Annotated in this window: 21 protein-coding genes; 13 read left to right on the forward strand and 8 right to left on the reverse strand. The window is 65.6% G+C overall.

The window, feature by feature from the left end; all coding sequences use genetic code 11:
* Positions 1-3: 3 nt before the first annotated feature.
* Positions 4-672, reverse strand: coding sequence for a response regulator (locus ACEN9T_RS09565; RefSeq protein ID WP_413707624.1), 669 nt, complete (start codon positions 670-672; stop codon positions 4-6).
* Positions 673-912: 240 nt separating this feature from the next.
* Between ACEN9T_RS09565 and ACEN9T_RS09570 the strand changes: the two genes are divergently transcribed.
* Positions 913-2,061 carry a cation diffusion facilitator family transporter gene (locus ACEN9T_RS09570; RefSeq protein ID WP_413707625.1) on the forward strand — a complete coding sequence of 383 codons (1,149 nt, stop codon included), beginning with the start codon at positions 913-915 and terminating at the stop codon, positions 2,059-2,061.
* Positions 2,062-2,071: 10 nt separating this feature from the next.
* On the opposite strand, the gene ACEN9T_RS09575 is transcribed toward ACEN9T_RS09570, so the two are convergent.
* Positions 2,072-3,286, reverse strand: coding sequence for a hypothetical protein (locus ACEN9T_RS09575; protein WP_413707626.1), 1,215 nt, complete (start codon positions 3,284-3,286; stop codon positions 2,072-2,074).
* Between the two features lie 275 nt (positions 3,287-3,561).
* Here ACEN9T_RS09575 and ACEN9T_RS09580 point away from each other — a divergent pair, with 275 nt between their 5' ends.
* The 4 genes from ACEN9T_RS09580 (at position 3,562) to ACEN9T_RS09595 (ending at position 5,233) form a co-directional block, all read left to right on the forward strand.
* Entirely contained in the window at positions 3,562-3,771 is a 210-nt protein-coding gene (locus tag ACEN9T_RS09580; protein WP_413707627.1) for a hypothetical protein, read from the forward strand.
* Positions 3,772-3,815: 44 nt separating this feature from the next.
* Positions 3,816-4,043, forward strand: a complete 228-nt coding sequence (locus ACEN9T_RS09585; protein WP_024977450.1) for a hypothetical protein — start codon at positions 3,816-3,818, stop codon at positions 4,041-4,043.
* Between the two features lie 336 nt (positions 4,044-4,379).
* Entirely contained in the window at positions 4,380-4,802 is a 423-nt protein-coding gene (locus tag ACEN9T_RS09590) for a hypothetical protein (RefSeq protein WP_012436616.1), read from the forward strand.
* Positions 4,803-4,843: 41 nt separating this feature from the next.
* Positions 4,844-5,233, forward strand: coding sequence for a hypothetical protein (locus ACEN9T_RS09595; protein ID WP_092976455.1), 390 nt, complete (start codon positions 4,844-4,846; stop codon positions 5,231-5,233).
* Between the two features lie 42 nt (positions 5,234-5,275).
* On the opposite strand, the gene ACEN9T_RS09600 is transcribed toward ACEN9T_RS09595, so the two are convergent.
* The gene (locus ACEN9T_RS09600; RefSeq protein ID WP_413707628.1) at positions 5,276-5,992 is read right to left on the reverse strand and encodes a glutathione S-transferase; all 717 of its coding nucleotides are present in this window, start codon (positions 5,990-5,992) and stop codon (positions 5,276-5,278) included.
* A gap of 119 nt (positions 5,993-6,111) precedes the next feature.
* On the opposite strand from ACEN9T_RS09600, the gene ACEN9T_RS09605 reads away from it, so the two are divergent.
* Together ACEN9T_RS09605 and ACEN9T_RS09610 are read left to right on the forward strand one after the other, a co-directional pair.
* Positions 6,112-7,365, forward strand: a complete 1,254-nt coding sequence (locus ACEN9T_RS09605; RefSeq protein ID WP_413707629.1) for an MFS transporter — start codon at positions 6,112-6,114, stop codon at positions 7,363-7,365.
* A gap of 66 nt (positions 7,366-7,431) precedes the next feature.
* Positions 7,432-9,699, forward strand: a complete 2,268-nt coding sequence (locus ACEN9T_RS09610; RefSeq protein WP_413707630.1) for a mechanosensitive ion channel family protein — start codon at positions 7,432-7,434, stop codon at positions 9,697-9,699.
* 278 nt (positions 9,700-9,977) lie between these two features.
* On the opposite strand, the gene ACEN9T_RS09615 is transcribed toward ACEN9T_RS09610, so the two are convergent.
* Positions 9,978-11,024, reverse strand: coding sequence for a porin (locus ACEN9T_RS09615; RefSeq protein ID WP_092976463.1), 1,047 nt, complete (start codon positions 11,022-11,024; stop codon positions 9,978-9,980).
* Between the two features lie 286 nt (positions 11,025-11,310).
* On the opposite strand from ACEN9T_RS09615, the gene ACEN9T_RS09620 reads away from it, so the two are divergent.
* Complete coding sequence (locus tag ACEN9T_RS09620; protein WP_092976466.1) at positions 11,311-12,174, forward strand: MurR/RpiR family transcriptional regulator; 864 nt, start codon at positions 11,311-11,313, stop codon at positions 12,172-12,174.
* Between the two features lie 71 nt (positions 12,175-12,245).
* On the opposite strand, the gene ACEN9T_RS09625 is transcribed toward ACEN9T_RS09620, so the two are convergent.
* On the reverse strand, positions 12,246-13,022 hold the full coding sequence (locus ACEN9T_RS09625; protein WP_413707631.1) for a PepSY-associated TM helix domain-containing protein: 777 nt from the start codon (positions 13,020-13,022) through the stop codon (positions 12,246-12,248).
* Between the two features lie 614 nt (positions 13,023-13,636).
* Between ACEN9T_RS09625 and ACEN9T_RS09630 the strand changes: the two genes are divergently transcribed.
* The gene (locus ACEN9T_RS09630; protein ID WP_413707632.1) at positions 13,637-14,413 is read left to right on the forward strand and encodes a hypothetical protein; all 777 of its coding nucleotides are present in this window, start codon (positions 13,637-13,639) and stop codon (positions 14,411-14,413) included.
* A gap of 24 nt (positions 14,414-14,437) precedes the next feature.
* On the opposite strand, the gene ACEN9T_RS09635 is transcribed toward ACEN9T_RS09630, so the two are convergent.
* Positions 14,438-15,397 carry a helix-turn-helix domain-containing protein gene (locus tag ACEN9T_RS09635; RefSeq protein ID WP_413707633.1) on the reverse strand — a complete coding sequence of 320 codons (960 nt, stop codon included), beginning with the start codon at positions 15,395-15,397 and terminating at the stop codon, positions 14,438-14,440.
* 117 nt (positions 15,398-15,514) lie between these two features.
* Here ACEN9T_RS09635 and ACEN9T_RS09640 point away from each other — a divergent pair, with 117 nt between their 5' ends.
* The gene (locus ACEN9T_RS09640) at positions 15,515-16,435 is read left to right on the forward strand and encodes an alpha/beta fold hydrolase (protein WP_413707634.1); all 921 of its coding nucleotides are present in this window, start codon (positions 15,515-15,517) and stop codon (positions 16,433-16,435) included.
* A 12-nt stretch (positions 16,436-16,447) separates the two neighbouring features.
* On the opposite strand, the gene ACEN9T_RS09645 is transcribed toward ACEN9T_RS09640, so the two are convergent.
* Positions 16,448-17,245, reverse strand: coding sequence for a MipA/OmpV family protein (locus ACEN9T_RS09645; protein WP_413707635.1), 798 nt, complete (start codon positions 17,243-17,245; stop codon positions 16,448-16,450).
* Between the two features lie 202 nt (positions 17,246-17,447).
* Between ACEN9T_RS09645 and ACEN9T_RS09650 the strand changes: the two genes are divergently transcribed.
* Both ACEN9T_RS09650 and ACEN9T_RS09655 read left to right on the forward strand, forming a co-directional pair.
* Complete coding sequence (locus ACEN9T_RS09650) at positions 17,448-18,179, forward strand: response regulator transcription factor (protein ID WP_092976481.1); 732 nt, start codon at positions 17,448-17,450, stop codon at positions 18,177-18,179.
* 3 nt (positions 18,180-18,182) lie between these two features.
* Positions 18,183-19,481, forward strand: a complete 1,299-nt coding sequence (locus tag ACEN9T_RS09655; RefSeq protein ID WP_092976484.1) for an ATP-binding protein — start codon at positions 18,183-18,185, stop codon at positions 19,479-19,481.
* Positions 19,482-19,510: 29 nt separating this feature from the next.
* On the opposite strand, the gene ACEN9T_RS09660 is transcribed toward ACEN9T_RS09655, so the two are convergent.
* On the reverse strand, positions 19,511-20,308 hold the full coding sequence (locus ACEN9T_RS09660) for an AraC family transcriptional regulator (RefSeq protein ID WP_413707636.1): 798 nt from the start codon (positions 20,306-20,308) through the stop codon (positions 19,511-19,513).
* 282 nt (positions 20,309-20,590) lie between these two features.
* Here ACEN9T_RS09660 and ACEN9T_RS09665 point away from each other — a divergent pair, with 282 nt between their 5' ends.
* Positions 20,591-21,682 carry an ABC transporter substrate-binding protein gene (locus ACEN9T_RS09665; RefSeq protein ID WP_092976506.1) on the forward strand — a complete coding sequence of 364 codons (1,092 nt, stop codon included), beginning with the start codon at positions 20,591-20,593 and terminating at the stop codon, positions 21,680-21,682.
* Positions 21,683-21,746: the final 64 nt, after the last annotated feature.

A 21,746-nucleotide genomic window follows, 5' to 3' on the forward strand; every position in this document is an offset into this window, starting at 1 on the left:
GTGTCAGCCCTCGCTGCTGCCCAGCAGCCCGTGGCGCACGGCAAAGTCGAACAGCGCCGCCTCGGTGCCAAGCTCGAGCTTGCGCATGGCCGTCTGCTTCTGCGAGCTGATGGTCTTGACGCTGCGGTTGAGCTGCACGGCAATCTCGCTGACCGTCTTGCCGGTCACGTACATGCGCAGCACTTCCAGCTCCCGCTTGCCGAGTTTGGAGACCGGGTCGTCGTGGACGGGCTGCGGTTCGCCGTTGCGGCAGAGCAGCTTGACATTGAGCATTGGCGAGAGATAGATGCGACCGTCCGCCGCTGCCTGCATGCCTTCGAGGATGTGCTGCGGTTCGTCGGATTTGCTGACGATGACCTTGATGCCCGCGCGCAGGATGTTGCTCATCAGTGCACGGGTCTCAAGCATGGTGAGCACCATCACGCGCAGGTCCGGGTGGCGGCGCACGAGGAATTCGAGCAGGAGGATGCCGTCGCCATAGCGACTGCCGGGCATGGCGTAGTCGGTGATGACAAGGTCGCAGCGCACGCGGCCAAGCACGGCGAGCAGCTCATCGGCGTTGGTGGCTTCGCCCACCACCTCGAAGCCGTCGACCGCCGACACGAGGCGTCGCAGGGCTGCCACCACACCGGGGTGATCATCTGCAATGACGAGTTGGACTGGGGTCTGCATGTCGACGTGTCTCCGAGCGTGTAACGTGCGGCAACGTGTTTGCCGCATTGCTGAGAATCGCCGAAGCCTCCAGGGCGGAACATCGGAAAAGTCCTATTCGTACACCCCGATCTGCGCTTTTCTGGTGCAGATTTGTGGCTACGTGTTGTGATCGCAGCCATGATTTCGGACCAGGGCGGCGCGCCGCTGCGTGGCACAATGCTCGCGATTGCTTCGCACGCTTGATCGCACCGATTTCCCATGACGCCCACATCCTCGACAGCACCTTCAGCGGCCGCGCGCCAGCAGAGCGCCGAACGCTCAACCTTGGTGAGTGCAGGCGTCAATTGCCTGCTCTCGGCGGGGCAGATTGCGGCGGGGTTGTGGTCGCATTCGCAGGGTCTGGTGGCCGACGGGCTGCATACGCTGTCCGACTTGATCGCCGATGGCATTGTTTTCATTGCCAACCGCAACAGCCACAAGGGACCAGACGAAGATCACCAATACGGCCACGCGCGCTATGAGAACGCCGCGTCGCTCGGGCTGGGGCTGCTGCTGATCGGGGCGGGCGCGGGCATGATCTGGGCCGCCGTGGAGAGCCTGCGCTCGCCGCAGGGGCCGACGCCGGTACATGGTCTGGCGCTGGTGGTGGCGCTGATCGCGCTGGCGGCCAAAGAAGGACTTTTCCGTTACATGCTGGCCGTGGCCAAGCGCATCAACTCACGCATGCTGATTGCCAATGCGTGGCATGCGCGTTCCGATGCGGTGTCGTCGTTGGTGGCGTCAATTGGCGTGGCGGGCAACCTGATGGGCTATCACTGGCTCGACCCGGTGGCCGCCTGCATCGTCGGGCTGATGATTGGCCGTGTGGGCGTGCGCTTTGGTTGGGAGGCGCTCAATGACCTGATGGACCGGGCCTTGCCGCCCGCGCAGGTGGAGGCGATCCGTGTCAGCCTGGAAGCCACGCCGGGCGTGATCAATGTGCACGATCTGCGCACGCGTGTGACGGGAGACCAGGCATTGGTGGACGCGCATATCGAGGTGGACCCGCGTGTCTCCGTGAGCGAGGGCCATGCGATTGCCGTCCGGGCCCGCACCAACGTGCTGACGGCACACACGGCGATGGCGGTGCTCGACGTACAGATTCACGTCGACCCGCGCGAGCACATCGCGACCGACCCCGTGCCGCTACCCGATCGCGATGCGCTGCATGCCGTGCTGGCACAACTGCTGCCGCCCGGCACGCCGCTGGACGCGCGCCACTGCGTGCTGCATTACGTCGATGGCGCGGTGGAGGTCGACCTGGTCCTGCCGCCGGCACTGGCTGCCGAAATCGCCCGCATTGTCGATGCCGTCCACGCCAGGTGGGATGGCCTCGTACGCCTGCGCGTGCTTGTTACGGACGCTTGAGCCTGTCGCGCTAACGGCATTGGTCAACCGCGTTGGCCGGCTGCGTCTTGGTGGGGTCGAAGTGCAACTGCTCCAGCCCCTTTTCCGTCAGCGACATCCAGTCGATTGCGCCCGACGTGCGCAGCAAACCGGTGCTGCCCACCGGGCGCCATTGCACGCGCTTGCCGTCGGTGTTCCGCAACGTAGCCGATAGCGTGAGCGAATCCGGCCCCGCCTGCAGTTGCAGCAGACGGCCATCGGCGGCGGGCGTGTAGGCGGTGTTCTGCTTCACGGCGATGCTGGCTTCGCGCACGGTTGCCGGCATGCATGAAATGGATGCGCGCACCTTGCCCGTAGTGTCGATCAGATCGGCAAAGCCGTTGCCCTTGGCCACGCCCACCAGCAGGAACCGCTCGATCGCCGGCATCCATGTGACGCTGTAGGTGTAGTACTGCAGATGCTTGTGCAGAAGCTGCTCGCCCGTTACGCGTCCGCTGACCGGATCAAAGACGGCGATCTTCAGATTGGCCTCCGTCTGGCCCGGCACGAACTGCTGCCAGGCCAGCAGCGCGTTGGTGCTGCCGCCTGCCACCATGGGCCACCATTCGCGCCGGCCATCGGCAACATCGACGTTGTGCAGGCGACGGCCGCGCCCGTCGTAGACCTTCAGGTAGACACCGTTGCCGCTGCCGAGGTTGTCGACACCGCCGCCGGTGATCCAGCCGTCGGAATAGAACACCACGAAACGGTCGCCCACGGCCGTGATATGGCCCGAGTGGCCACCGGATTCCACCTGTTGCGGATACGGCTTGATGGGCCGCAACGCGGTGTCGTAGATGCCGAAGCGCTGGTTGACGTTCTCCGGCGCATTCCAGCCGTCTTCAAACGACACCATCACCTGGCCCGCGCGATTGCGGGCCACCGTCACCGGCTCCTGCGCTTCGAGCTTCTGGATGAAGATGCGCGGGGCATCGAGCACCCCCGTGTCGGCATGCCATTGCGCGACATAGACATCGTGCGGCCAGCTGCCACTGCGATCGGCGCCGCGCGGGGGTAGACCGGAGCTACTGAAGAACACGTTGAAGGTGTTGGCCGTTGCGCCAGGCACCGCGCCGATGCCATGCATGTATTGACGCGGGTCGGGCGCGCCGGCCGTGGCGACGGCGGGCAGGGCCAGTGCGCAGGCAAGGGCCAGCACGGCACGGCGCAGAAAAGACAGTCGGGACACGTGACGCTCCATCTTCATCGGTGGCTCGGTGGCGGTTGCAGAACCGATTGGGCCACGGGCACCCGCCGAAGTTGCTGCGCGAATGGGGGAGGCCGTTTGGCGGAGTGGCGCCGGGTGTCGCCAGGTCCGACGGAGGCGCCGGTTTACCCCCCGCCGCAGCAATCAAGTTTCGGCCCCGTGTGCCGTTCTTCACAAACAAGAGCGGAACCCATTCCGCCAATCCCTTCCCAGCGCGGCCAGAGTGGGCACAAGCCCGCCGCCCACCGCGCCAGAACCGACCCAACGAGAACAACATGACCCAGCGACTCGACGCCCGATGGCGAAGCGAAGTGACGGAGGCTCTACGTACCGTGGAGGCGCAGTTCGGCGTGGCACCGCAAAGCCTGCCCCGCGACGCGCTCATCGCGGCCCTGACCGATGCGATCTGGGCCCAGCGTGCCGCCTATGCGCGTGTGCGCCGGACGGTTGTTGCGTGCCCTGAACTGGTGGACGAATCGATGTAACGGCGCACCGCGGTGCCGCCGCCATTTTGGAAGAAGGTGATGTGATGCGGTACTGCGGTTCGCTGGATTTGGACCATCTGCTGCGCCAGCCGTTTGCCCAACTGGGCCGGCTGGTGCGCGATGAAGACTCGGGGCAGCCCCTGCCTCCGGTGGAAGTCGCCGCGCGCGCTGTGTTGCTGCGCGCTGCGGGCTACGAGGTGATGCCCACCTGTGGGCATCATGACCGACGTGGCTTCTGTCTCGGTCACGCAGACCAGATCATCGGGATGTAAGCGCCGCGCCTACGACGCATGCGCCACGTGCGCGCAGTCATGCGCACATGCTGTTGCGAAAGCGCATCGCGGCATGTCAAGGCGGCCTGAGTGCGTGGTGTATGAAGCACCCGCAAAGCGTTGACTGACGCACCTTTGCGGGCAATCCGTTGCCAAAAAGCAAACGGTAAAAATGACTTACATTCCGGTCCTTTTTCGGCCCATGGTTCTGGTGCATCCTGAACCAAGATAGATCGCACGGATGGCAGATTGTGCGACGTCGGACGCAACGTCAGGCCGGAAGTCGGAAGTGAATCGAATCGGCGACGCCTGCACTCTGGGGTCAGGGGAAAGAACATGAAGACGCAATATCTCAGCAAACAAGAAATCTACGACGGCGCAGTCCGCCATCTGTTCGGACAGGGCGGCGCTGCCATCCTGCCGCGCGGCGGTGCGGCGTACCACGGCCAGGGCGGCCGTTGCTGCCCGATCGGCAACCTGATCGGCGTGCGTGACTACACGACGTCGATGGAAAGCGTGCCGGTGCGCTACATCCTCAAGCCCACCAACGAGATTCCGCGTTACATGGACGCCGGCGTCATTGCGCTGCGCCGCGCGCTCAAGCGTGCGCGCATTGACGTGGATGACCGCGACACCGTTGAGCTGCTCTCCAAGCTGCAGAACGCGCACGACGTGTTCGGCACGTGGGAGTGGAAGGAACGCCTGCAGTCGATTGCGCGCCAATTCGGCCTGAGCGGCGCTCTTGTCGATACATTCTGACCGACCGGCCGGTCACAGATCACCCTATAGAAGGTGACGCCATGAAAGGGAAGGGGACGTTCCTCGCCATCGAGGACATTTTTGAACGCGTGCGCACGCACCTGCTCGCACAGCAATGCCGTTCCGAAGACGCCGACGGCGAGCCGCGCTACCGCGGCCTCGATAACCGCCGGTGCGGCGTCGGCATCCTCATCGACGATGCGTTCTACTGCAGCGCGATCGAGCGCCTGGGCGTGAGCCTACTGCGTGTGCCGAGCGACGATCCGCTCGCGTGTGCGCTGCGCTGCTCCGGCGTGAATGTCGACGACGATCAGGTGGTGGATCTGCTGATCGATCTGCAGGACATCCACGACTTGGCAGCCATCGAAAGCTGGCCCGCGGCGTTGGAAGACATCCGCCGCCGGTTGCCCGATACGCCGTTAGCGGCCTGAACGATTGAACCTCCATGCGAACCCGGCCTGTGCCGGGTTTTGTCATTTCAGCGCATCGAGCTCGGGGTAGTGGCGAAAGATGCCCATCGTGTTGAACGGAATGCGTCGCGGTGATTCCAGATACGCCGCGATGTTAGGCTGCGCCGCCACGCGGTCATGCAACGCCGCCAGATGCGGTAGCTCGCGCTCATATCGCTGCATGTGGCGCGGAAACGCGTAACGCAGTCCCGCCACGATCTGGAACAGCGACAAATCCACATACGTCAGCGCATCGCGCACGGCCCATGTCGGGCCGGCGGGATTGCGGTCGAGCACGCGCTCGAAGTAGTGCAGGAACTTGGGCGCGCGATTGTCCAGAAAATCCTGTGTTCGGCGCTTGGCTTCGGGCCGCTGGTCTTCGTAGTACTCGCACGACGCGATGGGGTGGTGCGTGTCATGAATCTCCACCACAAAATCGGCAATCGTCAGTTGCAGGCCGTGCGTCCACAGGCCGCCGGCTTCGTCGTGCGGGGCCAGGCCATAGTGCTGGCCCAGGTAGAGCAGGATGTTGGCCGTCTGCGCAATCACCAGCGGACCAGCCACCAGGAACGGTGGTGCGAACGGCGGCGTCGGAATGCCGGCATCGTCGAGAAACGCTTCGATGGCGGATTCATCTTCGCGGCCGAGGTCGGTGTAGGGCACGGCGGCCTGCTCCAGCGCCAGCCGGACGAATTCACCGCGGCCCTGGATTTCGGGCCAGTAGTAGAGCGTGGTTTCCATGGTCGGGCGGATAAACGTGGTGGGGGCTGCGCAGCAAGAGCAATGCCGCAGCGCAGCGGGAACAGTGCCTGCGAACGATAATAGGCGCTTGCCTCTGCGCTTGTTTCAACCCGCCCATCGTGAACGCTCCGCTTTCTCCTTCGCCCGCCATCGAACCCGTTGATCCTTCGCGCTGGCTGGTCCGCGGCCATCCCGGCTATCTGCGTGCCAACCTGGCGCTGTTCGCGGCGGGCTTCTCCACGTTCTCGCTGCTGTATTGCGTGCAGCCGCTCATGCCGATGCTGGCGCACGACTTTGGCCTCACGCCCGCGCAGACGAGCCTGGTTCTGTCGGTGTCCACGTTGCTGCTGGCATTTGCGATTCTGTTTGCGGGGTTGCTGTCGGAGTCGATCCATCGCAAGACGCTGATGGGCGTGTCGCTGGTGCTGTCGTCGGTGCTTACGCTGGCGGCGGCGGTGTTGCCGGGCTGGCACGGGTTATTGGCCACGCGGGCATTGCTGGGCGTGGTGCTGGGCGGCGTGCCGGCGGTGGCCATGGCGTATCTGGCGGAAGAGGTGCATCCGCAGGGGCTGGGCATGGCGATGGGCCTGTACGTTGGCGGCACCGCATTCGGCGGCATGGCGGGGCGCGTGCTGACCGGCGCCGTGGCCGACCATTTCGGTTGGCGCGCCGCCATCGGTTTTACCGGCATGCTGGGTTTGCTCGCGGCGCTGGCCTTTCTGTGGTTGCTGCCGCCGTCGCGTCGGTTTGTGCCACGCAAGGGCGTGGCGCTGGGCGACCTGTTCGACACGCTGGGCGCGCATCTGCGCGAGCCGGGCCTGCGCGCGCTGTTCGCCATGGGCTTTCTGCTGATGGGCGGCTTCGTCACGATCTACAACTACGCGAGCTTTCACTTGCTCGATGCGCCGTACGCCCTCAGCCAGACGGCGGTGGGCGGCATCTTCATGGTGTATCTGCTGGGCATTGGCGCCTCTGCGTGGTTCGGCCGATTGGCGGATCGCCATGGCCGGGGCCGCATGCTGCTGGCGGGCACAGCGCTGATGTCGACGGGCGTGCTGATGACGTTGGCGGGCCCGCTGGTGCTGGTGATTGGCGGCATCGCGCTGCTGACCTTCGGTTTTTTCGGTGCGCACGCGGTGGCCAGCGGCTGGGTCGGGCGCCGCGCGCAGCGTGCCAAGGGGCAGGCCGCGGCGCTGTATTTGCTGGCGTATTACCTGGGCTCCAGCCTGATCGGCACGACAGGGGGCAAGCTCTACACGCCGTGGGGCTGGCCCGGGGTGGTGGTCCTGGTGATGGCCTGCATGGCATGTGCGCTCGGCACGGCGGCCTGGCTCTGGCGGCGGGCGCCGCTGCCGCAGGGCGCCAAGCGCTGAAGTTGTGCGCCCGGGGAATTCGCGTATCGTGCCGTGATCGATGTCTGCACGATCGCTTTCCCTATCATGCGTACTCATTCTCTCTTCTGCACGCGGCAACTGTGGCCGCTCGCGTCGTTCCTGATTTTGCTGATGGCGTGCTTCGCCAACGTGGCCAATGCTGCCCCGGTGTCGTTTGCCAAACTGGCCGGGCTGCCGACCTCCACCGCCAGCGCATCGGCGCCGGCGGCGGACCCTGCGCAGACACGCCAGTCGCTCGACACCGTCATCACGCTGCTCAACAACGACCAGCAGCGCACGGCCCTCGTCAATGAACTGAAGCAGTTGCGCGACGGCATGAGCGCGCAGCAGAAGGTGCAGGCAGAACAGGCACCGGGTCTGTTGGGTGCGGTGGCGTCGCTGATCGAGAACGGCTCGCTGCAGGCCGATGTGGAAGCCGGGGCGCCGCGCTACTGGCTGCGCCGCATCGAGGCCGCCAGCGGGAACGCCGGCCTGCTCTTCTCGCCCGACAAACGCATGCCGCTGGCCGCCGACTTTGCCGGCACCGTGGGCATCTGGGCCGCCATCGCCGGTGGCCTGCTCGCCCTGGGCTGGTTGATCCGCCGTGTGTTTGGCCTCACGGCGGGCCTCGGGCCGCATCCGACCACTCGGGCGTTGCTGATCGACGCGTTGCGCAAGATCGGCCCATGGGCGATCTCTTTTGCAGTCATCGTGCGGCTCGACCACGACGCCTCGCCGGGCTTTGTGCTGGCGGTGGTGCTGGCCTACGCCATCGTATGGGGCGCGATCATCACGGCGGGCGTGGCGATGCTGTTCTCGCTCTTTTCCGGCAGCGCGCACCGGCGTGTGGCGGTGGAATATCTGTTCAAGCACGGCATGTGGCCGATTTTTCTGACGGCCAGTCTGGGCGCCTGCGGCGATGCGCTGGTCGATCCGCGCGTCGCGTTGGTGCTGGGCGGATCGCTCAGTTTGCTGCTGGCCACGGTGTGCAACGTGGTGTCGTCGTTGATGCTGGCAGCGGGCGCGTTGTGGGCGCGCCGGCCCATCGGCCAGCTGATCGCCAATCGCGCGCTGGAGCTGCGCAGCGGCGAACACACGGGCAACCAGGTCCGCCGTCTGCTGGCCGCGTTCTGGCCCGTGCCGGTGGTGGTGCTGGCGAGCGCCACCGTCGTGGCCACGCTGACGACGCCCGACAACGTTGACGCCGTGGCGCGCCGCGCGGTGATGACGTCGCTGCTGCTGGTGGCGGCGTTCTTTCTGTCGGCGCTGATTCGCCCCCGCGCGAACTGGCGCTCGCACCTGCGTCTGGCGCGCAGTTCGCCTTACGTGGAGCGGCTCAAGCATTTCGTTGGCGCGCTGATCAAGCTCGTTATCTGGATCGCCTTCCTGGAGCTGGTGCTGCGCGTGTGGGGCCACACGCTGGTGGAGGTCGCGCACAGTTCGGTCAACGGTAAGCGCATCGCCGATGCCTTGGTCGGCCTGATCGGCACCGTGTTTGCCACTTGGCTGGTCTGGATCCTGCTCGACACGGCGATCCTGCGCGCGCTGTCGCCGGCGTCCGCGCGGGCGCAGCCCAGCACGCGCGCGCTCACGATCCTGCCGCTGCTGCGCAATGGCCTGAAGGTGACGCTGGTGGTGACCGCCAGCATCGGCGTGCTGGCCAACCTGGGCGTCAACGTGACGCCGCTGGTGGCCGGCGCCGGCGTGATCGGCCTGGCGGTGGGCTTTGGTGCGCAATCGCTGGCGCAGGATTTCATCACCGGCATCTTCATCCTGATGGAAGACACCATCAGCGTGGGCGATACGGTGGACGTGGGCGTGGCTACGGGTTCCGTCATCAATCTCACCATCCGCACGGTACGGCTGCGCGATGGCACAGGTGCGGTGCTGTCGATTCCGTTCAGCCAGATCAAGACCGTGCGCAACCTCTCGCGCGATTACTCGTTTGCCGATTTTGAAGTGCGCGTGTCGATGGAGGCAGAGCCGCAGCAGGCGATCGATCTCGTGCGCGCGGCGGCTGATCAGATTGCGGGTGAGCCGCGCTTTGGCTACACGTTGCTCGGCGGTGCGGAAATCTTCGGGCTGGATCGCTTTGAAGGTGGCGCGATGATCGTCAAGGGGCGGTTCAAGACGCGTCCGCAGAAGCAGGCTGACGTGCTGCGCGCGTTCAACGTTGTGCTCAAGGATGCGTTCGACAAGGCGCACGTGCCGCTGGCGGCGCCGGGGACGGTGTTGCGGACTTCTGCGGCGTTGGAGGAGTGGATGGCGCGGGTGGCGCCGGAGAAAGCGGCGTCGGCTTCTTCCAATGAACCGCCTGCTGCTGCGCCGGCGTAAGGGCGTTGGTGGTTTGCTGTGGTTTCGTCCCCTGGCGGGGTCGACCTACTTTTCTTTGTCTTGCCAAAGAAAGTAAGCAAAGAAAGGCGCGCCCGAGATGGCGAAAGATTCCTTGAATTTATGTCGCAGAGAGGGAAGGGAAAAACTCGCTTCGCTCAGACAGTTTCCCTTCCTTTTTCCTCTCTGCAACAGAAAATCAAGGCGCCATCTAGGGCAGGGGAAAGTCAAAAGCCAAGCCGGCTGGGCGCATGTGTTGGCGCCCAGGCCGTGTCTTCGTTTTAGAACCCGTGGCGCATGCCGACCATGACGCCGGTCTGCGAGGCTTTCGGCAGTGCGGCTGCCAGGACGGTGCCGGCGTCTTTCTGGTGGGTGTAGTCCATACCGACGTACAGCCACGTGCGTTTGCTGACCACGTAATTCATGATCGCGTAGGCGGTGTAGCGCAGGCCGTCGGGGTCGCGCTGGCGCGTGGCCATGCCGCCCACCACCAGGTTGTACTGACCGCTGAAGTCGTACTTCACGCCGCCGAGAATGAGGTCGTTCTTGGTGCGCGTGCCGTCGCGGTAGTTGATGTAGCCGAGCATCAGTTTGGCGGGGCCGACCTGCACGCTGCCGCCGGTGGTCCACGTGCGGGTGCCGACCGATTGCAGGTCTTTCTGCTGCTCCCATGCGCCGCCGAAAGCGAACGGGCCGCTGGCGTAGTTGAGTGACAGCGCGCTGTAGTTTCCCGCTGAGAACGCGCCTGCCTGCTCGCCCATGCCGACCATCACGCCGGGGCGCCAGCCGTTGAAATCACCCACGTACTTGACCGAGTTGTCGATGCGCACGCCGGTGGCGGTCACGTGCCAGGCTGTCGCGCCGAGGTTGCCAATGGAGAGCGCATCGTACTGGCCGGCCGTGTTGAAGACGAGGTTCTCTTGCCGGCCGAACGTCAGCGAGCCGAACCCGCCTTCCAGCCCGACATACGCCTGGCGCCCGAACAGGCGCGAGGTGGCGGGCGTGGTCGGTTTGTAGCCGCCCAGGCCCATGTCGTTGGTGGAGCCCACCCCCGTGTCCGGCGCAAAACCGCTGACCAGGTGGAACACGGCCTTCAGCCCGTTGCCCAGGTCTTCCGAGCCGCGAATGCCGAAGCGGCTGCCGCTGTAGTAACCGCCCGCCATCTCGGCCTTGCCGTGGCCGTCGGCGTCGTTATTGGTGCTGTAGCGCAGGCCGGTTTCCATCACGCCGTACAGCGTGACGCTCGATTGCGCGTGCGCAGCACCACAGGCAAGGAGTGCCGACAGTGCAACGGCCGATAGCGGAATGGAACGGTTCGAAGTGGTCATGTGGCTCCCTTGTTGTCGTGACGACTGTTGTGTTGGCCGGAATGGGCTTTCCGGCCTGGCTCGGGGGCCGACTCTCAGGCAAGTCTGTGCTGTAAGGGTTGAAGTTACGCATGCACCGACAAAGCGCCGCACACGTCGCGCCGGTTGGGGCGTTGCCCGCCGAAGGGGCGTTGAGCGTAAACCGCCGGCTTACAGATTCTTGGGGGTTTTCCCTCGGGCAGGCGGTGTGGCGCGGGGCTGCCGCTACACTGGCGACGCCGATTTCCGTTTGCCGCCCACGCCCCCCATGCCTTCGCTCTCCGTTCCCGTGCTCAACGCCCTGCGTGACAAGCTGCCCGCGCTATCGCCGGCGCAGCAGGGCGTGGCGCGGTTGATCCTGGAAGCGCCGGAGCTGTCGCTCGAACAATCCGTGGAGACGCTGGCCGTGCGCGCCGGCGTGTCGATGCCGACCATCGTGCGGATGTGTCAGGCGCTCGGCTTTGAAGGCCTGCGCGAGTTCAAGGCCACGCTGGCCGCTGAACTCGCGCACGCGCAGCCGACGCTGCCGGGCCATGTCGGCCGGGCGGATCCGCCGGCGCTGGTCGCCAGCAAGGTCATCGATGGAGCCACGCGTGCGCTGGCCAAACTGCGTGAATCGCTGTCCACCACACAAGTCGACGCCGCCGCCGAACGCATCGCCCGCGCCCGCCGCGTCGATTGCTATGCGGCCGGTGCGGCCTCATCGTTCATGGCGAACGACATGCAAGCGCGGCTGATGCGGCTGGGGCTGGCATCCAATGCTTACTTTGATGCGCATCTGCAGCTCGTGTCGGCGGCCATGCTGGGCGCGTCCGACGTCGTGGTGGCGTTCTCGCACGTGGGGCGCATGCCGTATCTGCTCGAGTCGATTGCCTATGCGGCGGAGCAGGGTGCGTGCGTGATCGCCATCACCCAGGCTGGCACACCGCTGGCCGAACGCGCGCAGATCGCGCTGACGGTGGATGTGCCGGAAGATGCGGTGATGCGGGTGGGCACCGAGGCGTATCTGGTGCACCTGACCGTCATCGAAATCTTGATGACCTGCGTGGCGCAACGCCGCGATGAGATGGTGCGTTCGCGCATGCGGGCGATCCAGCGGCTGCTGACAGAGCGCGGCGTCGACCGCCCGTAAGCGACGGCAACGAAGCCGCGAAGGCAAAAAAAATGGCGCCCCGCGGGCGCCATCCACCACACATGCGGCACTCAAAGCCGCGAGATCGCCAGCCCGATCGCCAGCAGACTCCCCAACCCGAAGATCGTCCAGCCGACCGTGCGGCGCTTGGTGGTCATCACCCACAGCCACAGGCCCGAGATCGACAGGAAGATCAGGCAGCCGGCCAGCGTATCCACCAGCAGAATCCACGGCACCGTCATGCCGACGCCCTTGTGCAGGTTCATCAGCGTGCCGAGGAAGCCGTTGTCGGTCTGGCGGATCGCTACCGAGCGGTTGCCGGCCCAGTATTCGGCCTGGATTTGCGTGGTGGCGCTGCCGAAGTTGAAGGTCCATTGCTCGGGCTGCATCAGGGGCTTGGCGGCCGGTTCGCGTGGCGCGTCGGCGTTCTTCTCGTCCGAGGCGCTTTGACCCTTGGTCGGGCGCTCGGCCCAGGCCACGGGCTTGGCCTTTTCCACGCGCGTGCGGGTGGCCGGCTCCGGCGTGTTCAGCGTCTGCTGCAGCCAGGCGGCCATCGCTTCAGGCGTGGCCGGCACGGGGTCGGGCAGGGCGACCTGCGTATTGATGCGCTGTTGCGCCACGGGCAGCTTCAACACCGCGCGGTGGTTCAGCCAGATGCCTGACACACCAAAGATCAGGCCCATCACCGCGCCCCACAGCCCGAACCAGCCGTGCGTCTTGCGCAGCCAGCGGACGATCGTGGCACGGCGATTGGCGGGATGTTCAGCCTTGGCCTTCGCGGGGCGTGCGTTGGCGGCCGGTTTGGCGGCCGGCTTGGCCGAAAGCGGGGGATGGGACAGGTCGGTCATGAAGCACAAGACGGGGCAAGGGCCGCCAGAGGGAGGCAAATCGACCGGCCAATATAGATGAGAATGATTCTCGTTGCAATTGGGTGCAGCTTACAAGGTAATACGCTCCTAGGCCCGGCACGGGCATGTCAAGTTGCGTTACGGCTGCAATATTTCGCCTCAGCGCTGACTACAGTCCTCCTTCAACTTGATTCCAGAGAAGGAAACTTAGATGCGTGCGCTTCGAACTTTCTTAGCGACCTGGGGCGTTCTGTTGTCCACCCAACTCGCCCATGCCAGCAATTACGCCTGCAGTGGTCAGATTCAATATTTGGGGCTGAGCGCGGACGGCGGCCTCCATGTCGATAATGGGCACGGCGTTTGGCGAGTATGCGAAGTGAACGCGAACACGCAGGTGCAAGCAGCCGCTTGCAAGGGCTGGTATTCCTACATAACCGAGGGGCCTTGTACAGCGCTCGAGCAGGACATCCGGCCATTTACGACGTGATAGAGGAGCCCACAGCACGCGTCGCCGGAACGCATTGGCTTTACGACCCGTTCGTACAGGAGATGAGGCCGCTGGCGAAAACGAAGGCCACTGACTGCAACTTGGCGGAATGGGGTTTTGAAACGCGATGAAATACTTTTTGACGATGGGTGTAATTGGTGTGGCTTTTGCAGCCGCAGTCTATTGGTACAAGGGGAGCTTTCAGCACTACCGAGCACCCGGCTATGTTCCAAACCAGTGTCTGAGTCGAATTCAATCTGGTGAAGCTTGTATTCAGTGGGATATCACCAATGAAGAACGCCAGATTTTGATGGGGGACAACGTCTTTGATGCATCAGGCTACGTACGTAATCGTGGCCGCGACGAATATCTCGGCCTGCTCGATACCGCGGAAAATGAAGCTAAGCGTGTGGCTCAGAAGCCGCTTGAGGGGGATCAGAAGGTCACTGACGAGGCCCTCAGATGCATGGCACATGGGAGCAAGTTGGTAGGCGCGATCCCCGAGCAACCGGGAATCTGGTCCGCAGTGTACTCAGTCGACAACGGGAAAAGGCGTCTGCTTTTAGGGCGTTCTGATTTCTGGGCATATGGAGGTCAATCTGGGAAGTTTGGCCTCACGCTCAAGTTCTCGGTGCATAAAAATCCCGCAAGCTTGGTGCTGTCATGGGGACGACGTGACGGCCCCGCTCTTTGGGACGTCGGCTGGGTTCGGGAGGGCGTAAGCTTTCGCGTGACCGTGGAAGATTCGGTCAAGAACGATCAGCCTGTGCATTACCAACCCGCTCAGTTGATTCAACTCGCTGAAGCGATTGACTCGATATGTCATTGGCCACGAGGAAAGCTCACAAATGAGGGCATCTCTACACCCTTTGACGTCTCCTCGCTCGAAGGCACCCCTGCATGAAGCGGACTTAAGGCCGGCTGCCGGTTACAACGTAATACGCTCCAGCGCCCGCCGCGACGCCTCGTCGGCCGGATAAAAGCACTCGATGCGCATCTCCTGCAGCCCCGCATCGCGCGGGGTACCCAGCGTGGTGAGCGTGGAGAACAGCGAGATCGTCACGCCGTCGCGCTGCAGCGAAATGGGAAGGAACGGCGGCGGATCGCCGGCATCGTGCGGGAGTGCGGCGGGGGAGGCCGGCGCATCCGCCGCATCGAACAGCGCCGGTTGCATCGCGCGGATGTCGTGCAGCAGACGTTGCGTCGCCGGGTCGATGGCCTGCAGCGCCAGTTCCTGCCGCACGCGCCGGGCCAGGTAGCGGCCGACTGCTTCACGGTTGGCGATGGCCGACCACAGCGCGGTCGGGTCGAATACCAGTTTCATCATGTTGACGGCGCCCGGTGCGCCTTCGGACCGGTCGTCGCCGATGGCCCAGCGCATCAGCCGGCGATGCGCGGCATTGGCGTCGAGCACATGCCAGAAGCGGTCGAGCACGATGGCCGGATACGGGGCCTGCTTGTCGAGGATCAGCTTCACCGCGTGGCGCACCGCCTGCATCATCGGCGACGTTTCATCGGCCGGCGTGGCGAGGCCCTGCTGGGAATAGGCGGGCGCGAAACCGGCTGCCAGCAGCATCTGGTTGCGATGGCGCAGCGGCACGTTCAGCTCCTCGGCCAGCTGCAGGATCATGTTGCGGCTGGGCGCCGCGCGCGCAGATTCCAGGAAGCTCACGTGCCGCTGTGATACACCCGCCGCCAGGGCCAGCGCCAGCTGGCTATAGCCGCGCCGCGTGCGCCAGAAGCGCAGCAACTGCGGGAACCGCGAAAGCGCCGCTTCAGGCGGCTCAATTGCCGGTTGGGCCGCTTGGGCGCCATGAGAGGCATGGGCGTCTTCAAGCATGAGGGTGTCGTCGATGGACGAGGCGGAGGCGGGCTTGGTGGGCGTCATGTCACCTATTGAAGCAGAGTCGGGTAGCTGCCGCGATTACCTGTCGCGTAATTGTGACCGCATCCTGCGCCGCCAATACTCGGTCCATCCCAACTTGATAGCCCGAGCGGAGTGCCCATGCAGCGCGAACCGATCGACTACCCCGCCGATGCCCTTCCCACCCGCGACGACCACGTCCGCACGGCCGACGGGTGGACGCTGCCCGTGACGGTCACCAGCCCCGGGCTGGGCGCGCACGGCACGGTGGTGATCTGCTCGGCGCTGGGCGTGCCGCGCCAGTTCTACGCGGCGTTTGCGCGGGCCCTGTGCCTGGCGGGCTGGCGGGTGGTGACGTTCGACTACCGCGGCATTGGCGCGGCGGCCGCGACCGGCCCGGGCACACCGCGCTTTGCCGATTGGGGCCGGCAGGACATCGACGCCGTGCTGAAATGGGTGCACGACACGCTGGTCCCTGAGGGCTGCGGCGGCCGCAAGCTGGTGGTGCTCGGCCACAGCGCGGGCGGGCAACTGGCGGGGCTGGCACCGCACATCGTGCATGCCGATGCGTTGGTGCACGTGGCAGTGTCGCTGGCGAATGCGCGGCTGTGGCCGTGGCACGGCCCGCTGATCCGTCCGCAACTCGCATGGCTGCTGCGTGTGCGGATTCCCTTGGCGGTGGCGCGCGTGCGCGGCGGCATGCTGCCGCTCGCGGCTGTCGGCATGGGGCCGATGTCGATTCCGGCCGCCATCCTGGGTGATTGGGCGCGCTTTGCCCGCCGGCGCGGCTATCTCTTTGCGCCGCGTACCGGGCTGGATACCTCGCGTTACCCGAGGCTCGCCGTGCCGCTGCTCGCCTGGGGTTTCGACGATGACCCATTGGCACCGGCCAATGCCATCGATGCGCTGGTCGCGCAGTTTCCCGCCACGCGCGTGACACGCCGGCACGTGGGCGGCGCAGCGCTGGGCGCCAAGGGCGTCGGCCACATGGGCTTCTTCCGGGCATCGTCCGGCGCGCCGTGGTGGCGCGAAACCGTGGCGTGGCTCGATGCCCTCGCTTGATTGAGGGCCCGATCAGAACGTGTAGACGATGCCCGTACCGCCAAAGTAACTTTGCTTGTTCTGCACGATAGGGCTCTTCGCCGCGTTGCCCAAGAGGCGCGAGGTGCCGAACGCCGTCTGCACCGCCCAATGGCGCGAAAACTCGTGCGTCCAGGCCACCGTGAGCGTGGCGGCTTGCAGGCCGCTGCCCGCGCTGTACTGGGCGAAGCCGCTGTTGGCCGACTGCTGCGGCGTCACTCCGAAGTACGTCTGCATGTATTTGCTCGAGCCGAAATGCAGGCTCGGGCTGACGGTGATCTTGTCGCTGCCCCAGCTCACGACCGGCGCCGCCACGTCAATGTGGCCCGACCAGCCGCGCTCGCGGTTGGTGATGGGCACTTCCAGCGTGGCGCTGCCCGTGGTGTCGCCGATGAGTTTGCCGCCCACCGTGAACACGCCCAGCAGCGATCCCTTGACGGTGCCCATGCCCTTGAGGTGATCCGAGCCGGGGCGGCCGTAACGGTTGGTGTCGGAGCGGCCCGGGTCGTACGACAGCGCGGCCGAGGCGAACATGCCGTTCAGGAAGCGGATGGCATAACCCGCGCCGCCCTGGGTCGGGTCGATGAACCAGCCGTTGCCGAAATCTGCCCGGAAGCCCGGGCCGGCCGTCACGGTGTACTCCTTGCCGCCCTGGTAGCGCGGCGCTACGCCGGCGTTGAGCGACAGCGAATACGACGATTCATCGGCATACACGGAAGACGGAGACAGCCACATGCCGGAGAGCACGGCCAGATAAGCGACGGAGAATCGGGGAGAGAGACGATTGAGCACGTAGGACCTCTTGTTGGACCTCTTGAGAGAGAGCCCGCAGTCTGGCGAGATGCCCCGCGCACGTCTGTCTGGAAATTGCCGGGAAGTTGTGCGCAATTGTGCGCGAGTGTCCGCAAGTTTCTCCGCCCCATCCGCTCGCAAGGCCGGCGCCGTACACTGCGCGCCAACACAAGAAGAAACGGGGGTACGGGCGATGAACGCGATGACCGACGCGCCGCTCAAGACCAAGGTGTTGCTGATCGAAGATGACGACCGCCTCGCGCAGCTTGTCGGCGAATACCTGGGCAACTATGAATTTGCAGTCGAAGTGGTGCGGCGCGGCGACATTGCCGTGGCCGCCGTGCGTGAACACCAGCCGGCGCTGGTGATCCTCGACCTGATGCTGCCGCACATGGACGGCATGGAAGTGTGTCGGCGCATCCGCGCGTTCTCGCGCGTGCCGGTGCTGATCCTGACCGCGCGTGTCGACACATACGACCAGGTGGCCGGGCTGGAAATCGGCGCCGACGACTACGTGCTCAAGCCCATCGAGCCGCGCCTGCTCGTGGCGCGGGCTCGCGCGCTGCTGCGCCGTTCGGTGCCGGCCATGTCGACGTCCGAGCCGGTGGCGCCGCGCGACGACACGCTCGTCTTCGGCGAACTCGCTATCTCGCCACCCAACCGCACCGTCACGTGGCGCGGCCAGCCGGTCGACCTCAAGACGGCGGAGTTCAATCTGCTGCTGATCCTCGCGCGCGCCGCCGGCACCGTGCTCAGCCGCGACGACATTCTCAAACAGTTGCGCGGCATCGAGTTCGACGGGCTGGACCGGACCGTCGACTCGGGCATCTCGCGCCTGCGCCGCCGCTTTGGCGATGCCTCGCCCGAGCCGCACAAGATCAAGACGATCTGGGGACGCGGCTATCTGTTCAGCCCGTCGGCGTGGGAGGACTGAACCGTGCTCAAGTCGTTACTGAAGCTGTACGCGATGGTCGTGGTGGCCGCGGCGCTGGCGCTGATCGGCGTGAACAAGTCGTTCGTCTGGCTGTTCCACGACACACTCACCCACGGCGAGCGCGAGGTGCGCAAGGGTTACGCCTTCGTGCTGCAGGACTACCTGGATCACGCGGGCTCCGACGGGCGCGATGCCGCCATCGCGCGTTTGAACAAGAATGCGTGGGAGAAATTCGACCTCGTCGATCCGGACACCGTGCCAGGCTTCTCAGCTCAGCAGCGGCGCGATCTGGCCGACCACAAGCTTGTGTTGATGACCAACGGCAAGGATTACTACCTGCCGCTGCGCGACGGCAGCGTGTTGCACGCCCACAGCGAGGACATGGACTACCTTGGCATCCAGTTGATCGCCTATTCGCTGATCGCCATTGCCGCGCTCCTGCCGCTGCTGCTCTGGGTCTGGATGCATTGGCGCGACCTGCGCGTGCTGGAAGACGCGGCGCGCGGCTTCGGTGCTGGCAAGCTGGCGACACGCGCCAATCTGCGCAAGCGCTCGAACGTGTATGCGCTGGCGCGCCAGTTCGACGAGATGGCCGAGCGCATCCAGGGCTCGATCCAGCACCAGCGCGAGATGATGAACGGCATCTCGCACGAGCTGAAAACGCCGATTGCGCGGCTGGAATTCGGCATTGCGCTGCTGCAGTCGCCGGTGTCGGAAGCACAGCGCAACGTGCGGCTCGATGCGCTGCGCCGCGATGTGCGCGAACTTGATGAACTGGTGAGCGAGCTGCTGGCGTTGAGCCGCCTGGAGCAGGGCGCCATGCACCTCGTGCTGATGCGCGTGGCCGTGGGTGAATGGCTCGACAGCGTGGTCGCCAGCGTCGCCAACGACGTGGCTGACCGCCAGCTCATCCTGGCCGTGCACGCCGATGCCGCCCCCGCGCACCACGTATGCGACCCGCGGTTGCTGGCGCGTGCGCTGCTCAACCTGATCCGCAATGCCGCGCGCTATGCCAGCAACACCATCACCATCCGCGCCGAAGCGGGCCCCGCCGGTGCGCTGCGACTGACGGTGGAAGACGATGGCCCTGGCATCCCCGAGCCGGACCGCGCGCGCGTGTTCGAGCCGTTCCTGCGCCTGGACGCCAGCCGTGACCGCCACACAGGAGGCTTCGGCCTGGGGCTGGCGATCGTGCGGCGTATTGCGCTGGTGCATGGCGGCGACGTCCGTCTGGATGCGGCCACGGCCGGCGGTGCGCGCTTTGCGGTGCTGCTGCCTGCGATGGAAATTCCGCCGCTGTAGGTGCGGCAGGATCGCCTCCACTTTGGGGGCTAGGCGTCGTCGCCGCCCGGTCGATGCAGAAACGCGCTCGGGCTGCTGCCGAACGCCCGCCGGAACATCGCCGAGAACGCGCTCTGGCTGTTGTAGCCCAGCTCCTGCGCCACGCGCGACAGCGGCATCCCCTGCGACATCATCGGGATGGCGCTGGCGAGCACGGCCTGCTGGCGCCACTGCGAAAAGCTCACGCCCAGCTCGTCCCGGAAGCGCCGCGCCAGCGTGCGGGCGCTGGCGCCGACATCGCGGGCGAGGGCGTCAAAGGTGAGCGAGGTACCCGGGTCGGCCATCACGCGTTCGCACAGGGCGCGCAGGCGTTTGTCGGCAGGCATAGGCAGATCGAGCGGCAGCGGGGCGCTGCGGCGCAGCTCGTCGAGGATGAGCATGGCCAGCGCCTGCTCGCGCGCAGCCGGCAGCGGCTGGCGCACGTCCATGGCGGCAATCAGCTCGCGCAGCAGCGGCGACACCTCCATCACGCGGCACTGCGCCAGCGTGCCCGTCACCACGGACGGGTCGGCATACAGCGTACGCAGGAAGGCGGCCTCGACCACCCACACCTCGTGCTCGATGCCGGGCGGAATCCAGATCGCCCGCGAGGGCGGCACCACCCAGGCGGTGTCGCCGGCCTGCACGCGCAGCACGCTGTTGTGGCTATACGCCACCTGCGCCCACGGATGCGTGTGGCGCGGGAACCGCGTATTGGCCTCCATCTGCCGCGTGTAGAGCCGCACCGGATGCGCCGCTGAGGGCGGTGTGCGGCCTTCGATATCGGTGGGCAGGAGGCGCTGTGGCATGGCGGGTTTGCGACAGAAACGGTCGGGCCAGTGTAAATGCGCCGGCAGGACTTGTCGAAGCCAGATGTCGATGGCAGGCTATCGCCCGGCGCTGGAGATATCTGGCGCCACACAACAAAGCGGATCGCTCAAGCGGTCTCGACAAAAACGCCGTTGCCCACGAGGCACGCGGCGACATGGGTGCGAACAATGCAAACGGGAAATCACACGCGTAGCCGGGGGGCACGCGGGGCGATGGGATGGTTGCGGCCGTGGGCCGCACTTGCCACGTGTGTGGCATGCATGGCTGCGTTGACAGCGCCGGCCGCCCGCGCCGACATCAGCATCATCCAATCCTTGCCGCTGTCGGGCACGCAAGCCGCGACGGGGCGGGCACTCAATGCCGGGGCACGCCTGTATTTCGACTGGCTCAATCTCGACGGCGGCATCAACGGCGAGACCATCCGCCTGGTCGCCCGCGACGATGAGCAGAAAGTCGAGCAGACCCTGCGCAACGTGCGCGACATGGCCAAGATCGACAACCCCGTGGCGGCGCTCACCGTGGTCGGCACCGCCAATGTGGAAGCGCTCATGCGCAGTGGCGTGCTGGCCGAAGCCAATCTGCCGCTGGTCGGGCCCGCCACGGGTGCCTCCAGCATGACCGGCGATCCGCTGGTGTTTCCCATCAAGGCCAGCTACCAGCAGGAGATGGACAAGATGGTAGGCGCGCTCGTCACCATCGGCGTTACGCGTATCGGGGTGTTGTATCAGGACGATGCGCTGGGCAGGGAAGTGCTGGCAGGCGTGGAGCGCACGCTCAAGCCCCACAAGCTGACGATTGCAGCCACCGCCTCGTACCCGCGCAATACGGCCTCGGTGAGCGCCGCTGTCGACAAGCTGCTCGGCACCGATGTGCAGGCCATTTTCCTGGGCGCCACGGCGGAGCCCGCCGCGCAGTTCATCAAGCAATACCGCGTGCGTGGTGGTGGCGCGCAGCTCCTGGGGCTGTCATCCATCGATCCGGGCATCTTGCTCAAGGTGGCAGGTATCGACGCGGTGCGTGGCTATTCGCTGGCGCTCGTGATGCCGAACCCGGGCAAGAGCGTCAACCCCGTCATCCGAGAGTTCAACCGCGCACGCGCAGCCGTGGGCGCCAGAGATGTCGAACTTTCATTCCGGGCGGTGGAAGGCTTTGTGGCAGCCAAGGTGCTGGCCGAAGCCGTGCGCCGCGCCGGCCCCAAGCCCACGCGTGACCAGGTGCGCCGCGAGCTGGCCCATCTGCGCAACTTCGATGTGGGGGGCGGGTTTATGGTGGACTTTTCCGACCGCACGCGGCCGGGCTCGCACTATGTGGAGCTCGGGGTGGTGGGGCCGAATGGGCTGGTGATTCAGTAACGCTGCGTCTGCACGGCTGGTTATGGCGAATGCGGATTTGGAACTCGGAAGGGGTGGAGGGTGG

Source organism: Ralstonia sp. Ralssp110 (assembly GCF_047325135.1).
Taxonomy (GTDB): domain Bacteria; phylum Pseudomonadota; class Gammaproteobacteria; order Burkholderiales; family Burkholderiaceae; genus Ralstonia; species Ralstonia mojiangensis.

Bases quoted from the DNA above. Each gene is read 5' to 3' on its own strand.
- ACEN9T_RS09660 (WP_413707636.1), bottom strand. From the start codon at position 20,308: ATGCCACAGCGCCTCCTGCCCACCGATATCGAAGGCCGCACACCGCCC.
- ACEN9T_RS09625 (WP_413707631.1), bottom strand. From the start codon at position 13,022: ATGACCGACCTGTCCCATCCCCCGCTTTCGGCCAAGCCGGCCGCCAAA.
- ACEN9T_RS09615 (WP_092976463.1), bottom strand. From the start codon at position 11,024: ATGACCACTTCGAACCGTTCCATTCCGCTATCGGCCGTTGCACTGTCG.
- ACEN9T_RS09635 (WP_413707633.1), bottom strand. From the start codon at position 15,397: ATGACGCCCACCAAGCCCGCCTCCGCCTCGTCCATCGACGACACCCTC.
- ACEN9T_RS09565 (WP_413707624.1), bottom strand. From the start codon at position 672: ATGCAGACCCCAGTCCAACTCGTCATTGCAGATGATCACCCCGGTGTG.
- ACEN9T_RS09630 (WP_413707632.1), top strand. From the start codon at position 13,637: ATGAAATACTTTTTGACGATGGGTGTAATTGGTGTGGCTTTTGCAGCC.
- ACEN9T_RS09575 (WP_413707626.1), bottom strand. From the start codon at position 3,286: ATGAAGATGGAGCGTCACGTGTCCCGACTGTCTTTTCTGCGCCGTGCC.
- ACEN9T_RS09600 (WP_413707628.1), bottom strand. From the start codon at position 5,992: ATGGAAACCACGCTCTACTACTGGCCCGAAATCCAGGGCCGCGGTGAA.
- ACEN9T_RS09640 (WP_413707634.1), top strand. From the start codon at position 15,515: ATGCAGCGCGAACCGATCGACTACCCCGCCGATGCCCTTCCCACCCGC.
- ACEN9T_RS09580 (WP_413707627.1), top strand. From the start codon at position 3,562: ATGACCCAGCGACTCGACGCCCGATGGCGAAGCGAAGTGACGGAGGCT.
- ACEN9T_RS09585 (WP_024977450.1), top strand. From the start codon at position 3,816: ATGCGGTACTGCGGTTCGCTGGATTTGGACCATCTGCTGCGCCAGCCG.
- ACEN9T_RS09620 (WP_092976466.1), top strand. From the start codon at position 11,311: ATGCCTTCGCTCTCCGTTCCCGTGCTCAACGCCCTGCGTGACAAGCTG.
- ACEN9T_RS09650 (WP_092976481.1), top strand. From the start codon at position 17,448: ATGACCGACGCGCCGCTCAAGACCAAGGTGTTGCTGATCGAAGATGAC.
- ACEN9T_RS09570 (WP_413707625.1), top strand. From the start codon at position 913: ATGACGCCCACATCCTCGACAGCACCTTCAGCGGCCGCGCGCCAGCAG.
- ACEN9T_RS09665 (WP_092976506.1), top strand. From the start codon at position 20,591: ATGGCTGCGTTGACAGCGCCGGCCGCCCGCGCCGACATCAGCATCATC.
- ACEN9T_RS09610 (WP_413707630.1), top strand. From the start codon at position 7,432: ATGCGTACTCATTCTCTCTTCTGCACGCGGCAACTGTGGCCGCTCGCG.
- ACEN9T_RS09595 (WP_092976455.1), top strand. From the start codon at position 4,844: ATGAAAGGGAAGGGGACGTTCCTCGCCATCGAGGACATTTTTGAACGC.
- ACEN9T_RS09590 (WP_012436616.1), top strand. From the start codon at position 4,380: ATGAAGACGCAATATCTCAGCAAACAAGAAATCTACGACGGCGCAGTC.